Origin of the sequence: Oceanicaulis sp. (assembly GCA_040112665.1) — a bacterium.
Taxonomy (GTDB): domain Bacteria; phylum Pseudomonadota; class Alphaproteobacteria; order Caulobacterales; family Maricaulaceae; genus Oceanicaulis.
Map to the genome: position 1 here is coordinate 1,376,527 of CP157796.1, position 14,304 is coordinate 1,390,830.

Here is a 14,304-nt window from a genome sequence, read left to right on the forward strand (position 1 = left end):
GCGTCTCCTCCCTGACTGGCGGGCGCTTGGGCGCCTCTTTCCATGCCGGGGAGGTTAAACGAACAGCGTTCGCTGGGAAAGCGCCTCAGTCCGCGCCCAGGCTCAGCAGAAGGTAGAACACCGCCGGGACCGCGAGCATGGCGGGGATCACCAGCACCGCGAAGCCGAACAGCGCCACCATCAGCACCGTCAGGAGCAGCAAGTTCAGCGCGAACAGCGGCCCGCCGCGATGGGGGTCGCGGCGCACCTCGTCGAGCATCCAGCCCAGGACCGGCGTGGCCATGACCAGCCGGCCGATCAGACCGGCGCTGCGCCGCGCGAGGCCTGCGGGGTGGACCAAAAGCGCGTCGATCGAGCGCTCGCGCCGGGCGCCAGCCATGATCAGCGCCATGACCAGGCCCGCACCGGCCACCGCCGAGGCGGCGGCCAGGCCTTCACCGGCCTGGCTGACCAGCACGAAGGCGGCGATCGACAGAACCACGGTCAGCGGCGCCATGGCGCGCTGCACCGCGCGGGCGGGCCGCCAGACGGGCAGCGCCTCGCCGGCGTGACCGGCCATGGAGTTCGCCACATAGGCCAGCCCCGCGATGTAGTGAAACACCACCAGCGGGATCGACACCGCGACCAGGCCGAACGCGGTCGGGCTGTCGAAGAAGCCCGGCTTGGGCCCGGGAAACGCGGCATAGAGCCCGGCCCACAGAACGAACGGCAGCAGCATGAAGCCGCCCACGGCGTAGGGTATGAAGCGCATGGGAATTCCTCACCGGGAAACTCAGGTATGCGCCTGATCTAGGCGCCCGGTGCGGCGGCGCAATACGCCCATGCTGCGGCGCAATAGCGCCCTTAAGAAGTGGGGTTATAAACCCTCACCCCAGCGCCGCTTTCCGCCCTTCGACAAGGTCGTCGACCACGCCGGGATCGGCCAGGGTGGAGGTGTCGCCGAGCTTGTCGTACTCGCCCTCGGCGATCTTTCTGAGGATGCGGCGCATGATCTTGCCCGAGCGGGTCTTGGGCAGGGCGGGCGTGAACTGGATCACGTCGGGGCTGGCGACCGGGCCGATCTCCTTGCGGACATGGTCTTTCAGCGCCTTCTCGGTGTCTGCGGTCGGCTCGATCCCCTCGATCAGGGTGACATAGCAATAGATGCCCTGGCCTTTGACGTCGTGGGGATAGCCCACCACCGCGCTTTCCGCGACGAGGTCGTGAAGCACCAGGGCGCTCTCGATCTCCGCCGTGCCCAGACGATGGCCGGAGACGTTGAGCACGTCGTCCACCCGGCCGGTGATCCACCAGTATCCGTCCGCGTCGCGCCGCGCGCCGTCGCCGGTGAAATACGTGCCGGGATAGGCGGAGAAATAGGTCTCGAAAAAGCGCCGGTGGTCGCCGTAAACCGTGCGCATCTGCCCCGGCCAGCTGCCCTCCAGCACCAGATTGCCTTCCGCCGCGCCCTCGTCGGGCAGGCGGTTTCCTTCCGCGTCCATGAGGGCCGGGCGGACGCCGAACATCGGAAAGCTCGCCGCGCCGGGTTTGAGCGCATGTGCGCCGGGTAGCGGCGTGATCAGATGCCCGCCGGTCTCGGTCTGCCACCAGGTGTCCACGATCGGGCAGCGCCCCTCGCCGACGCATTCGTGATACCAGCGCCAGGCCTCGGGATTGATCGGCTCGCCAACGCTGCCCAGAAGGCGCAGGGACGACCGGTCGTGCTTCTTCACCGGCTCGTCGCCGACGCGCATCAGCGACCGGATCGCGGTGGGCGCGGTGTAGATCACGGTGACGCGATGCTTGGCGACGATGCGCCAGGCGCGGTCGGCCCCCGGCCAGGTCGGCACGCCCTCGAACATCACGCTCGTCGCGCCGTTCGCCAGCGGGCCGTAGACGATATAGCTGTGCCCGGTCACCCAGCCGACGTCGGCGGTGCACCAGAACACGTCGTCCTCGCGATGGTCGAAGGTGTATTCATGGGTCATCGAGGCCCAGACCAGATACCCGCCGGTGGTGTGCAGCACCCCTTTGGGCTTACCGGTGGACCCCGAGGTGTAGAGGATGAAGAGCGGGTCTTCGGCCTTCATCGGCTCGGGCTCGCACTTTGAATCGACCTCCAGGCCCAGCTCGTGATGCCAGTGGTCGCGCCCCTCGACCCAGCCCACCGGCGCGCCGGTATGGCGCACGCACAGCACCGCCTTCACCCCGCCGCAGATGTCGATCGCCCTGTCGACGTTTTCCTTCAGCGGCACGCCCTTCCCGCCGCGCACGCCCTGATCGGCGGTGACGACGAATTCGGACTTGCAGTCCTCGATCCGGCCGGCCAGCGCCTCGGGGGAGAACCCGCCGAACACGACCGAGTGCACCGCCCCGATCCTGGCGCACGCCAGCATGGCGTAGGCGGCCTCGGGGATCATCGGCATGTACAGGGTGACCCGGTCGCCCTTGCCGACCCCGATCCTCTTCAGCTCGTTGGCGAAGCGGCAGACATGGTTGTGCAGCTGCGCATACGTGATCGCGTGATGGTAGGCGGGATTGTCGCCCTCCCAGATCAGCGCGACCTTGTTGGCGCGCTTGGGAAGATGCCGGTCCACACATTCGTAGCAGGCGTTCAGAACCCCGTCCTCGAACCAGCGGATATGAAGGTCGTCCTCGGCGAAGCTCACGTCGGAGATCGTCTCTGGCCGGGTGAACCAGTCCAGCCGCTTCACCTCGTCGCGCCAGAACGCCTCGGGCTCCTCGATCGAGCGGCGATACATCAGCGCATAGCGCTCGGGCCCGATGGCCGCGTCGGCGAAGCTGTCAGGAACCGGATAAAGATCCTCGGCCATGGCGCGTCTCCTCCCTGAAGGGCGTGTCTTCTCTCGTTGCGCCGAGCATCGCGCGGGGATGGGGGCGGGGGCAAGGCGGGGCGTGTGAACTCCCGCTTGCGCTTCGGCGCGCTCCGGTGTCCTCTCCGCGATCATTGTTTTCCGGGGAGCGCCCATGCTGCTGCACACCGCGTCCTGGCCCGAGGTCGAGGCCTATCTCAAGCGTTCGAAGGGGATCGTGATCCCGGTGGGCTCGACCGAGCAGCACGGCCCGAACGGGCTGGTGGGCACCGACGCGATCTGCCCCGAGGTGATCGCGCGCGAGGCCGGCGAAGAGGCCGGCTTTCTGGTCGGCCCGACCTTCAATGTCGGCGTGGCCCAGCACCATCTGGGCTTTCCCGGATCGATGACGCTGCGGCCCTCGACCATGATCGCGGCGATGAACGACTGGATGGATTCCCTGGTCCGCCACGGCTTCAAGCGCATCTACTGGCTCAACGGCCATGGCGGCAACATCGCCACCATCCAGGCCGCGTTCGCTGAAAGCTACGCCGCCTGGTCGATGGACGGGGAGGCCTGCCCCTACCGGCTCGCCTCGAAAAACTGGTGGGAGCTCGACGGCGTCGGCGCGCTGTGCAAATCGCTTTTTCCGGTGGGGGAGGGCAGCCACGCCACCGCCAGCGAGGTGTCGGTCACCTATTACGCCCATCCCGAGGCGGTCAAAACCGTCGAGATGAGCCCCAGGATCGCTCCTGAAGGCCGGTTCGCGGACGCGGCGGATTACCGGACCCGCTTCCCCGACGGCCGGATCGGTTCGGACCCGTCACAGGCCACGCCGGAGAAAGGCGCGGAGATCGTCAGGGCCGCCAAGGCCGCGCTGATCAGCGACGTGGCGGCCTTCTTCGAAGGCTGAGCGGAGCGGCCGCAGCGCCGGCTTTCGTGAAGCTTTTTTTGCGAATTCGCCGACCCTCTTTTCGCCGGCGGCCGGTGCGGGTATGAGGCCTCAATGGCCGTACGGCCCGCCTGGCGACGAGGGAGTTCGTGATGACCGTTCTGCGCTTCTCCACCCTGACCGCGTTCGCGCTTCTGCTCGCCGCCTGCGGCGAGACCGAAGGGCCGGACGCCTCGCCCTACGCCGCCGGCGAAACGGACGCCGAGCAGGTCAACACCGAGCCTGCGGCCGAGACCGTCGAGGACGGCGAGACCGGCGAGGCCGAAGCGCCCGCCGAAGACGGCGATCAGCTCTCCGAACTCGATCGGATCGCCCGCGAGGCCTGCGAAGTCGGCGATCAGGGCTTCGCCGAAAACCTGCCTGAAAACGCGGTCTTCGCTGCGCGCGGGCCGGATGCGCGGGTGCATGTCGGCTGGGTCCGGGACGGATCCCCCCGCGAGCTGATCTTCTACACCCCCGGGCTCGAGGACGCCGACCGTCAGGCGCTCGACATGGCCGTAGCCGACGTCCAGCGCCGTAATCTCGTGCCCGGCTTTGACCGCAGCGCGCTGACCGGCGTGCACCGCGGTCAGGACGGCCGGTTCTGCGTGGTCCAGAGCGAAGCCGAAGTCGTCGATCCGCTGGTTGAGATCGCAAGCCGGCTCGAGGCCGCCGCTCAGGCGCCTGCTGAATAGATCAGGCGGCGATCACCGCGCCGTCCTTCACCTCGATCGCGACGGGTTTGAGCCCGGCCTTGCCGGCCGGGCCGCCCACGCACGCGCCGGTCCCGATCTCGAAGCTCGCGCCGTGAAACGGGCAGACGACGAATTTGTCTTCGCTGACCAGCGTCTTGCCCGAGGGCAGGCAGAGCGGCCGGCCCTGATGGGGGCAGACATTCACATAGGCGCGCACCGTCTCGCCCGATCGCAGGATCAGGATCGGCAGCTTTTCGTAATCGGCCGGCGCGCCGCCAGGGTTCGGGACGGCGTCGAGCTGTTTGAGGACGGTGCCCGGCGCCGGGGTCGTCTCTGGCGCGCTCATCACAGCCCCTCCGGGGTTTTCAGCGTCCATTTGAACGGCATCCAGAACACGTCGGCGAACAGCTCCGCCTTGGCGTAAGGATCGCCGGACAGGATCTCGCGCAGGGCGGCTTCGTCCTCGGCCTCGACGATCAGAAGCGAGCCGGCGGGGTTTCCTTCCCGGTCCAGAAGCGGCCCGCCCATCTTCACCGGCGAGCCTTCCGCGCCCGCCCAATCCAGATGCGCCTGACGGTTCTCCATGCGCACGGGCAGGGCTCCGGCGCGATCGGTGCAGGTGACGGCGAAGAGCATGGGCGGGTCCTGTCAATCGGTCTCGGATTTGAAGGGGCGGGCGAGCAGGGCTTCGATGGCCGCGTCCACGCGCATCTCACCGGCCAGCACGGCGGCGACGGCTTCGCAGATCGGCATGTCCACGCCGTGCTTTTTCGCCAGGTCGACGACGGCGGGCGCTGTGGCGACGCCTTCGGTCACCGCCTTGCGCGCGCCCAGAATGTCGCTCAGCGCCTCGCCGCGCCCCAGCGCCAGCCCGCAGCTCATGTTTCGTGATTGCGGCGAGGAGCAGGTGAGGACCAGATCCCCCAGACCGCACAACCCGGCCAGCGTCTCGCGCCGTCCGCCCAGCGCTTCGCCCAGCCGGCTCATCTCGGCGAAGCCGCGTGCGATCAGGGCGGCATGGGCCGACCGGCCGAGCTCCCGGCCTTCCACGATGCCGGCGGCGATGGCGAGCACGTTCTTGACCGCGCCGCCCGCTTCGGCGCCGACCAGATCGTCGGTCCAGTACGGCCGGAAGCCCGGAGAGCCGATCGCCGCCATCAGGTCTTCGCCCAGCGCCTTGTCCGCGCAGGCGAGCGTAACGGCGGTGGGCAGGCCCTTGGCGACGTCGATCGCAAAGCTCGGCCCCGACAAGACGGCGGCGCGCGCTTGGGGCAGTTCTTCGGCCAGCACGTCGGTCATCAGGGCCAGCGTGGACTGCTCGAACCCCTTCGCGCAGAGCACGATGGGCAAGGTGTCACGCGCATGGGGTCTGAGCGCCTTCAGCGTCGCGCGCACATGCTGGGCCGGGGTGACCAGAAGCACCGCCTCGGCCTCGCCGGCTTGGGCGATGTCGGTGGTGGCGCGCACCCGGTCATGCAGCCGGACGCCGGGCAGGAAGACGGTGTTTTCCCGTGCGCCGTTCACGGCCTCGGCGACCTCGGCCTCGCGCGCCCACAGCGTGACGGCCCGGCCCGCGGCTGCGGCGGTCTGCGCAAGCGCCGTGCCCCAGGCGCCGGCGCCGATGACGGCGATGGACTGCATCGGCGTGTCCTTCCTTCTCAGGCCTTCGGCCCTTTGCGTCCCGCCCCGCTCGCCGGGCTGGCGGCGGCCGCTTCGGGATCGAGCGGCCAGCGCGCGCGGGCGGGCGCGTCCAGCCCGTCGGTCAGCCCCAGCGCCAGACGCTCCGCGCCGGCGAGCGCGATCATGGCGGCGTTATCGGTGCAGTATTTCAGCGGCGGCGCAACCAGATCGAAGCCGCGCTCCTCAGCCGCCGCTTTCAGGCGCGCGCGCACCTCCCCGTTCGCCGCCACCCCGCCCGCGACGACGATGCGGCGGGTCCGCCCCAGGCGCTCGGCGGCCTGATCCATCGCCCGGCCCGCCCGCTCGGCCAGATGGCGCGCAATGGCGGCCTGAACGGCGGCGGCGAGATCGTTGCGGTCGGCCTCGCCGGGCGCCTCGAGGCTCTCCCAGGCCCGCCGCGCGGCGGTCTTGAGGCCCGCAAAGGAAAAGTCGCAGGATTTATCCCGCGCCAGCATGCGCGGCAGCTCGAACCGGTCCGGATCGGCCGCCGATTTCGCCGCCCGCTCCACCGCCGGACCGCCGGGAAAGCCCAGCCCCATGATCTTGGCGGTCTTGTCGAAGGCTTCGCCCGCCGCGTCGTCGATCGTCGAGCCGAGCCGCTCGACCCGGCCCACGCCTTCGACCAGAGCCAGCTGGGTGTGACCTCCGCTCACCAGAAGCAGCAGATAGGGAAACTCGATCTGTTCGGTCAGGCGCGGCGACAGCGCGTGGCCTTCAAGGTGATTGACCGCGATCAGCGGCACGCCCGCGCCCAGCGCGATCCCCTTGGCGGTCATCAGCGCGGCCATCACCCCGCCGATCAGCCCCGGCCCGGCCGTCGCGGCGACCGCGTCGAGCTCCCCGGGCGACAGCCCGGCTTCGGCCAGCGTCTCGGCGGCCAGCGCGTCGATCCGCTCGGCGTGTGCGCGCGCGGCGATCTCGGGCACCACCCCGCCATAGGGGGCGTGCGCGGCGGTCTGTCCGGCGACGCGCTCGGACAGGATCGTCACCGACCCGTCTGGCGCCCGGCGCAGGATCGCCGCGGCGGTGTCGTCGCAGCTCGATTCAAGGCCGAGCACGACCAGCGCGCGGGCCTGCGGCGACGCGGCGGCTTGATGCGGGTCGGAGACATGGGGTAACGCCATGAACTTCCGTTAGCGCCCGCCCGGCGCGGTTACAACAGCGCGGTGAAGCGCGCCGAGCGAGGCCTTGATGACGAAACCCCTTCCGATCGCCACCAGAACCTCGCCTCTGGCGACGACCCAGACCAAGGACGTGCAGGCCAGGCTGGCGGCTGCGACGGGGCGGACGGCGGAAACGGATTTCCCGATTCTCGGCATGCAGACGACGGGTGACCGGATCACCGACCGGGCGCTTCTGGCCGCCGGCGGCAAGGGGCTTTTCACCAAGGAACTGGACGCGGCGCTTTTGTCGGGCGAAGCGCGCTTCGCCGTGCACTCCATGAAGGACGTGCCCACGAAGCTGCCTGAGGGGCTTGAAATCGCGGCGATTCTCGAACGCGAGGATCCGCGCGACGTGCTCATCACAAGCGGCGAGATCTACCGCGTCGACGATCTGCCGGAAGGCGCGGTGCTGGGCACCGCCTCGATCCGCCGTCAGGCCCAGGCGCTCAGGCGCCGGCCCGATCTCAGGATCGTTCTCCTGCGCGGAAACGTGGATACGAGGCTTGAAAAGATCCGCTCCGGCGAGATTGACGCGACCTTCCTCGCCCGCGCCGGTTTGCGGCGCCTGGGGCGCGCCGAAGCCGAGCGCGAACCGGTCAGCGACACCGAAATGATCCCCGCCCCGGCCCAGGGCTGCGTCGGCGTTGCGATTCGTTCGGACGACGACGAGGCCCGCGAGATCGCCGCGCTGATCAACCACGCCGAAAGCCATGTCCGGGCGCGGGCCGAACGCGGGTTCCTGGCGGCGCTGGACGGCTCCTGCCGCACGCCCATCGCGGCCCATGCCGCCTTCGGCGCGGACGGGAAAGTGCATCTGCGCGGCGAGGCGCTATCGACCGACGGCACAGCCTGCTGGGCGGATTCCGTCATTGCGGACATAGGCATGGACCCGCACGCCGCCGAAGATGTCGGCCGCACGCTCGGCGCTGCGGTGAAGAAAGCCGGCGGCGCCGATCTCGCCGCGATCGTCGAGCAGACCGGGTGAAAACGGTCCTGGTGACCCGCGCCCGCCCCGGCGCGGGCCGCACCATCGCCGCGCTCGAAAAAGCCGGCTACGCCGCGCTGGACGCGGCCACCGCCGAGGTGAAATTCCTCGACGCCTCCCCCGATCTCTCCAGCGCTGCGGCGCTGGCGCTGACCAGCCCCAACGGCGCGGCTGCGGCGTCCGCGCTGAAGCTCGGCGGTCATCTTCCGGTCTATGCAGTGGGCGACGCGACGGCGGAGGCCGCTCGAAAGGCCGGATTCGCGTCGGTCGCAAGCGCGGACGGCGACGGCGCGGCGCTGGCCCGGCTCATCGCGGCGAACCCGCCCGGCGGTCCGGTCGCCCATCTTCACGGGGTGCGCACGGGCTTTGACCTCGTCGCCGCGCTGGAGGGGGCGGGCGTGGCGGCGTTCGGCGCGGCGGTCTACGACACGGTTCAGACGCCGGCCTATGGCGATGAAATCATCAGCGCTCTGCCCGAAGCCTTAGTCCTGATCCACTCGCCCGCCGGGGCGGAGCGCTTCGCCGAAAAAATCGCCGGCAGGATCGATCCGGGAGCTCTGAGAGCCGCAGCGATTTCAGACGCCGCTGCTTCGCCTTTGCGGGCTGCGGGAACGCGCCGCATCGCGGTTGCGAGGGAACCGAACGAGCCTGCGCTCTTTGACGCGCTGGCGGCGCTGTTCGGCCCGGCGCCGTGACAGGCGCGCCGGTGGCCTATCGGCGCGACGCATCCTAGACTTCGCCGCGGCAATTCATGGACCGGCCCAGCATGAGCGAGAACACCGAGTCAAAGCCCGACGCCGAACCGGTCGACGCCGAGTTCGAACCCGCCCCGTCCGGCGAGGAGGCGCCGGCGTCAGACGACACGTCCAGAGCCGGCGGCGGCTCTGGCGGCGGCGCGCTGCGCGCCATCGGCCTGGTGATCGCGTCCGCTGCGATCGGCGGCCTGGTGGGCTACGCCGCCTCGCGCTACCTGCCCGGCGAACCGCTGCCCGGACCGTCCGTGCAGGGGCTGGAGGACCGCATCGCCGCGCTCGAATCCGATCAGGGCGAAGGCGCGGACATGAGCGCCCTCACCGGCCGGATCGATGCGCTGGAAGATCAGCTCGCCGCCCGCGCGGACCTTCCGGCGCGCGTGGACACGCTCGCCGCAGACCTCGCCGGCTTGCGAGAGCAGATCGCGGGGTTCGAATCCGCGCCCTCCGGCGAGGGGCAGGCGGATATCGGCGCGATCGCCGCGCTCGAAGACCGGCTCGCCCAGGCGTTCGGTCAGATCGAAGACCGGCTTACCGCGCTTGAGGAAGACGTCCAGACCGCCCGCAGCGAGGCGGAGACGGCGCGTTCCGCGGTCAGCAGCGTTCAGGCCGCCCTGGCCGACGCGCCCGCCGGCGAAGGCGGCGCCGATCCCGCCCGGCTGGCCGCGCTCGCGGGCACGGTCAACGATCTGCAAGGCCGCGTCGACGCGCTCGCCGAGGCGGTCTCCGCGCTCGAAGGCCTGCCTGCGCGCGTGCAGGCGCTGAGCGATCAGCCCGGCGCCGCGCCTGATCTCGATCCGCTCCGCGCCCGCATCGCCACGCTCGAAGAGCGCGTCGCGGCGCTCTTCGCGGCTTATGAGAGCCAGCCGCCGCGCCCGGCCCGGCCTGCGCCGCAGGGCGAACCGGCCGATCTCGCCAGCCGCGCGCTCGCCTTCGCCGCGCTCAGCGAGGCGGCTTCCGGGACCGAGCCCTTCGCCGTCGAGGTCGAGGCGATGCGCCGGGTCTGGCCGAACGCGCCGGGGCTCGACGCGCTGTCGCGTCACGCCCGTCAGGGCGCGCCGACGCTGGATCGGCTCGAAGAAAGCTTCCCCGCCCGGCCTCTGCGCGAGGCGACGGGCGAGACGCGCACCTTCTTCGGCGTGCTCAGCGTGGACAGGCAGGGCGAGGACGGCCCGGCCGCGCGCATCGCCGCGGCGCTAGACGCGGGCGATCTGTCCGCCGCCGCCGACATCGTTTCCGGCCTCGACGGCGATGCTGCGGACGCGGTCGCCGACTGGGCGGACGGCCTCACGGCCCGGCTCGCGGTGAAACAGGCGCTGGACGCGCAATCGGCCGCGCTCGCCGGTGAAGGAGGTTCTCGATGATCAGGCTCGTCCTCACCGTCGTCCTGTGCGTGATCACCGCCGCGATCGCGGTGTTCCTGACGCTCAATCCGGGCCTGGTCCGGATCGAGTTTCTCGGCGTCGTCGCCGAAGCCCCGTTCGCGCTGGCCGCGGGCGTTCTGATCGTCGCGACCTTCGTGCTGGTCTTCGCCTGGTGGCTGTTGGCCAAGGTCTGGGGCGCGCCCGACGCGTTTCGCAAGTTTCGCAAGAACCGCCGCCGCGAGCAGGGCTTCGACGCGCTCGAACGCGCGCTCATCGCTTCGGCTGCAGGGCAGGGCGCTCTGGCCGTGCGGCAGGCGAGCCGGGCCGAGGCGCTGCTCGATCGGCCTGCGCTGTCGCGGCTGCTCGCCGCCCGCGCCGCCGAAGCGGCCGGCGATCTTGAAAGCGCGGAGACCCATTACGAAGCGATGCTGGAGGACGGCAAGACGCGGCTGGTCGCACGCCGGGGCCTCACCGCGATCGCCGAGGCGCGCGGGGACGGCAAGCTCGCCATCACCCACGCCTCGGAAGCCTTCGAGCAGGCCGGCGGGGCGCGCTGGGCGTATGAATCGCTGATCGGCGCGCAGATCGCCGAAGCCCGCTGGGCGAACGCGGAAACCACGCTCACCGAAGGCGAGCGGCGCGGTCATGTCGATCGCGGCGTGGCGGCGCGGATACGCGCCGTGCTGCTGACCGCCGAAGCGCGGCGGCTGGAGGAGTCCGATCCTGAAACCGCTGCCAAGCTCGCCGACCGCGCGTCTGACGCCTCGCCTGCGTTCGCGCCCGCCGCCGAGCTCGCCGGCCGGCTGCTCGCCCGCCAGCGGCGACATCGCCGCGCGGCGGACATTCTGGAAGAAGCCTGGAAGCGCAATCCGCACCCGGCGCTCGCCCGCGCCTACGCCGATCTCAGGAAATCCGATACGAAGACCAAGCGCGCCGAGCGTTTGCGCCATCTCGCTTCGCTCAATCCCGATCATCGGGAGTCCCGCGTGCTTCTGGCCGAAACCGCGATCGAGCAGGAAAACCGCGACGCGGCGCGCGCGGCGCTGGCGCCGCTTCTGGCCCAGCCGCCGGTGTCCGCGCGCGTGTGCGTGCTCGCCGCCCGGCTCGACCAGCTCGAAGGCGAGGAGGCCGGCGCGCGGCGCTGGATGGCCCGCGCCGCGCATGCGCCGGGCGAGGCGGACTGGTCGGACATCGACGAGGCGGGTCAGGCCTTCAACTACACAGACGCGGACTGGCGGCGCATGGTCGAGGCCTGGGGCCGTGATCAGCGCCTGATCCACCCCCGGCACGAGCGTTTCGAAAGCCCGGCGGCCGCAGCGCCGGAAAGCGCTCTGCTGGAAGGGCCGCGGGCCGCGTCCGCCAGCCCCGCCGCCGCAGCGCCCCAGCCGTCATCGCAGACGAAAGCGCAGAGCGGGGGCGACAAGCCGGGGCCGAGCTTCTATGAACCCGGGCACGCGCCCGACGATCCGGGCGTGCCCGAGGATGACGACGACACGCGCCGCTAGAGCCCATGACCGATTTCAAACCGCGCCTTCTGATCGGCGTCACCGGCGGATCGGCGTCGGGCAAGACCGAGATCGCCCGCGCCGCAGCGCGTGCGGCCGCGCCGCTGAGCGCGCTGGTGCTGGCCGAGGACGATTACTACGGCGACCACGGCGCGAAGCCTGATTTCGACGCCTCGGCCTTCAATTTCGACCACCCCGCCTCTCGCGATCATCCGCGGCTGGCCCGCGATCTGGCGGCGCTGAAGGCGGGCGAGCCGGTCGACGCGCCGATCTATGATTTCACGATCCATCGCCGGCGCGCGGACACGCGCCGGATCGAGCCCGCCGACATTCTGGTGGTCGAGGGCATCCATCTGTTCTGCAGCGCGGACGTGCGCGCGCTGTTCGACATCAAGGTGTTCGTGGACGCGCCCGACGACATCCGCCTGGCGCGCCGCATCCTGCGCGACGTGAACGAGCGCGGACGCACCGCGCATTCGGTCGTCAGCCAGTATCTCAGGACCGTGCGGCCCATGCATCACGAATGGACCGCGCCGGGCCGCGAGCACGCCGATCTGGTGATCCGCAACGACGCGGCGGCGGCGCGGCCGGCCGACCATCTGTCGGCCTTCTTCACCGCGCTCGCCGAGCCGCTGGCCGGCCGCATCAAGGCCTTCAAGGCCTCGCGCGCGGCCTGACGGGTCAGCCCTTGCGGCTGGAGCCCTTGTTGCGAAGGCCGCGGTCCTCGTCGGGATTGCGCCGCTCGCCGGGCCGGTTCAGCTCGTTATCGGTCTTGGGAACGGTCTGCTCCTCGCTCTTGTGAACGCGGGTTTTCGAGCCTTCACGCTCGAACTGCTGCTCGATCTCGTCTTTCGAGCCGATATCGCGCGCGATCTCGCCGCCCGACCGTCCGGTCGTGGACTGATCGCCCGCAGGCACGTCGCCGCGCACCTCAGGGCTTTTCAGCTGCTCCTCGCGCGTGGTCGGCGCGGTGGCTTCGGCCGGGTCGGTCTCGCCGTAATTGGGATCGGGCTTCGGGTTCGGCTTGGGGCCGGACATGGGCGCCTCCGTTCGCGTTGCTGGTCAGACAGACAACGCGGGGGAGGGGCGGGGGTGTTCCGGGCAGGCGGGGCTTAGAATTTTGGTTTGCAACCAATTCTATCTTGCCACATGCCGATGCTTAGAACATTATGGGAACATAAAGCTGCGTGCTAGCGTTCGAGTATGTCAGTTGATTCGCTTGTCCCTCGCGACGTTCGCACCCGTTTTGATGTCCGCGAGTGGCGGAACGGATTGGCTGTGCTGCACACAGCCCACGCCGACTGTTGGCGGGAGATCATGACTGTGCTGCGCGAGTTTGAATTGACAGCAACAGACATTCTCAAGCCGGGCGGCGCGAAATCGCCGATCGCGCACCGGCTGGATGATCGGCTGTACGATCTTGGTTGGGCGGAAAAAACCTATTCGACTGCGATTATCGTCGATGATCAGCGGTTTGAGGCGCCGTCTCATAAGGTGGACTGCGTGAAAGGCCGAGTCGCTCTTGAGGTGGAGTGGAACAACAAAGACCCGTTCTTTGATCGCGATCTGAACAACTTTCGCCAGTTATTCGAGCTTCGCGCGATTGATGTCGGGGTGATCGTCACGAGAGCCACCGAACTCCAGGACATTTTCAAGGAACTTGGCCGCGGATCGAGCTTCGGTTCCTCCACGACTCATCTGAGCAAATTGCTTCCTCGTATCGAGGGCGGCGCAGGGGGCGGGTGCCCGCTGGTCGTGTTCGCCATCACCAAGGAGTGCTACGTCGATGACCGATAGCCCGCTTCTTCGTGAAGCTTCCGCGAGCCTCCTTGAGACTGCAGGGGACACGCGCTTCGGGACCATCCTGGCCGACCCGCCTTGGCGCTTCACCAACCGAACCGGCAAAATGGCGCCCGAACACCGTCGTTTGTCACGTTACGGCACCATGGACCTCGACGAAATTTGCGAACTCCCTGTTGCGGACATCGCAGCGGAGCCGGCGCACCTTTATCTCTGGGTCCCCAACGCATTGCTGCCTGAAGGCCTTCGGGTGATGAGCGCGTGGGGCTTCGAATACAAGTCGAACCTCGTCTGGCACAAAATCCGAAAGGACGGCGGGTCGGACGGACGTGGTGTCGGATTTTATTTCCGAAACGTGACCGAACTCATTCTCTTCGGCGTCAGAGGGAAGAAAGCACGGACGCTCGACGCCGGACGCAGACAGGTGAATTACCTCGCGACAAGGAAACGCGAACATTCGCGTAAGCCTGACGAGCAGTATGAGCTGATCGAGTCGTGCTCTTGGGGACCGAGGCTGGAAATGTTCTCCCGTGGTGTCCGGGACGGTTGGACGGTTTGGGGGGATCAGGCGGACGAGTCATATCGTCCGACTTGGGCCACTTACGCCCACAGCTCGGCAATCGCCGCAGAGTAACCG

At 69.4% G+C, this 14,304-nt stretch carries 16 protein-coding genes; 9 read left to right on the forward strand and 7 right to left on the reverse strand.

Features of this window, described 5'->3' with window-relative positions:
* Positions 1–85: 85 nt before the first annotated feature.
* Positions 86–751 carry a hypothetical protein gene (locus ABL308_06555; protein ID XBQ17538.1) on the reverse strand — a complete coding sequence of 222 codons (666 nt, stop codon included), beginning with the start codon at positions 749–751 and terminating at the stop codon, positions 86–88.
* A gap of 115 nt (positions 752–866) precedes the next feature.
* Entirely contained in the window at positions 867–2,813 is a 1,947-nt protein-coding gene (acs, locus tag ABL308_06560) for an acetate--CoA ligase (GenBank protein ID XBQ17539.1), read from the reverse strand.
* 154 nt (positions 2,814–2,967) lie between these two features.
* On the opposite strand from acs, the gene ABL308_06565 reads away from it, so the two are divergent.
* Both ABL308_06565 and ABL308_06570 read left to right on the forward strand, forming a co-directional pair.
* Positions 2,968–3,705, forward strand: coding sequence for a creatininase family protein (locus ABL308_06565; protein ID XBQ17540.1), 738 nt, complete (start codon positions 2,968–2,970; stop codon positions 3,703–3,705).
* Between the two features lie 131 nt (positions 3,706–3,836).
* Positions 3,837–4,418 carry a hypothetical protein gene (locus ABL308_06570; protein ID XBQ17541.1) on the forward strand — a complete coding sequence of 194 codons (582 nt, stop codon included), beginning with the start codon at positions 3,837–3,839 and terminating at the stop codon, positions 4,416–4,418.
* Between the two features lies 1 nt (position 4,419).
* Here ABL308_06570 and ABL308_06575 read toward each other — a convergent pair whose 3' ends face one another.
* From ABL308_06575 to tsaD, 4 genes are read right to left on the reverse strand one after another with little or no spacing between them, the layout of a single operon-like run.
* Entirely contained in the window at positions 4,420–4,764 is a 345-nt protein-coding gene (locus ABL308_06575) for a Rieske (2Fe-2S) protein (protein XBQ17542.1), read from the reverse strand.
* Positions 4,764–5,054: a YciI family protein gene (locus tag ABL308_06580; GenBank protein ID XBQ17543.1), complete on the reverse strand. Its 291-nt coding sequence runs from the start codon at positions 5,052–5,054 to the stop codon at positions 4,764–4,766. The genes ABL308_06575 and ABL308_06580 overlap by 1 nt, the downstream gene beginning before the upstream one ends.
* 12 nt (positions 5,055–5,066) lie before the next feature.
* On the reverse strand, positions 5,067–6,059 hold the full coding sequence (locus ABL308_06585; GenBank protein XBQ17544.1) for an NAD(P)H-dependent glycerol-3-phosphate dehydrogenase: 993 nt from the start codon (positions 6,057–6,059) through the stop codon (positions 5,067–5,069).
* Positions 6,060–6,076: 17 nt separating this feature from the next.
* Positions 6,077–7,222 carry a tRNA (adenosine(37)-N6)-threonylcarbamoyltransferase complex transferase subunit TsaD gene (gene tsaD / locus ABL308_06590; GenBank protein XBQ17545.1) on the reverse strand — a complete coding sequence of 382 codons (1,146 nt, stop codon included), beginning with the start codon at positions 7,220–7,222 and terminating at the stop codon, positions 6,077–6,079.
* Positions 7,223–7,289: 67 nt separating this feature from the next.
* Here tsaD and hemC point away from each other — a divergent pair, with 67 nt between their 5' ends.
* The 5 genes from hemC (at position 7,290) to udk (ending at position 12,544) form a co-directional block, all read left to right on the forward strand.
* Complete coding sequence (gene hemC / locus ABL308_06595) at positions 7,290–8,246, forward strand: hydroxymethylbilane synthase (GenBank protein XBQ17546.1); 957 nt, start codon at positions 7,290–7,292, stop codon at positions 8,244–8,246.
* Complete coding sequence (locus ABL308_06600; GenBank protein ID XBQ17547.1) at positions 8,243–8,941, forward strand: uroporphyrinogen-III synthase; 699 nt, start codon at positions 8,243–8,245, stop codon at positions 8,939–8,941. The genes hemC and ABL308_06600 overlap by 4 nt, the downstream gene beginning before the upstream one ends.
* Before the next feature lie 71 nt (positions 8,942–9,012).
* Positions 9,013–10,362: a hypothetical protein gene (locus ABL308_06605; protein ID XBQ17548.1), complete on the forward strand. Its 1,350-nt coding sequence runs from the start codon at positions 9,013–9,015 to the stop codon at positions 10,360–10,362.
* Positions 10,359–11,867: a heme biosynthesis HemY N-terminal domain-containing protein gene (locus ABL308_06610; protein ID XBQ17549.1), complete on the forward strand. Its 1,509-nt coding sequence runs from the start codon at positions 10,359–10,361 to the stop codon at positions 11,865–11,867. Before ABL308_06605 ends, ABL308_06610 begins: the two co-directional genes overlap by 4 nt.
* 5 nt (positions 11,868–11,872) lie before the next feature.
* A complete protein-coding gene (gene udk / locus ABL308_06615; protein ID XBQ17550.1) occupies positions 11,873–12,544 on the forward strand; it encodes a uridine kinase in 672 nt (223 codons plus the stop codon).
* A 4-nt stretch (positions 12,545–12,548) separates the two neighbouring features.
* Here udk and ABL308_06620 read toward each other — a convergent pair whose 3' ends face one another.
* On the reverse strand, positions 12,549–12,905 hold the full coding sequence (locus tag ABL308_06620; GenBank protein ID XBQ17551.1) for a hypothetical protein: 357 nt from the start codon (positions 12,903–12,905) through the stop codon (positions 12,549–12,551).
* Positions 12,906–13,070: 165 nt separating this feature from the next.
* Between ABL308_06620 and ABL308_06625 the strand changes: the two genes are divergently transcribed.
* Both ABL308_06625 and ABL308_06630 read left to right on the forward strand, forming a co-directional pair.
* Positions 13,071–13,664 carry a BglII/BstYI family type II restriction endonuclease gene (locus ABL308_06625; protein ID XBQ17552.1) on the forward strand — a complete coding sequence of 198 codons (594 nt, stop codon included), beginning with the start codon at positions 13,071–13,073 and terminating at the stop codon, positions 13,662–13,664.
* Entirely contained in the window at positions 13,654–14,301 is a 648-nt protein-coding gene (locus tag ABL308_06630) for an MT-A70 family methyltransferase (protein XBQ17553.1), read from the forward strand. Before ABL308_06625 ends, ABL308_06630 begins: the two co-directional genes overlap by 11 nt.
* The last annotated feature ends 3 nt before the right edge of the window (positions 14,302–14,304 follow it).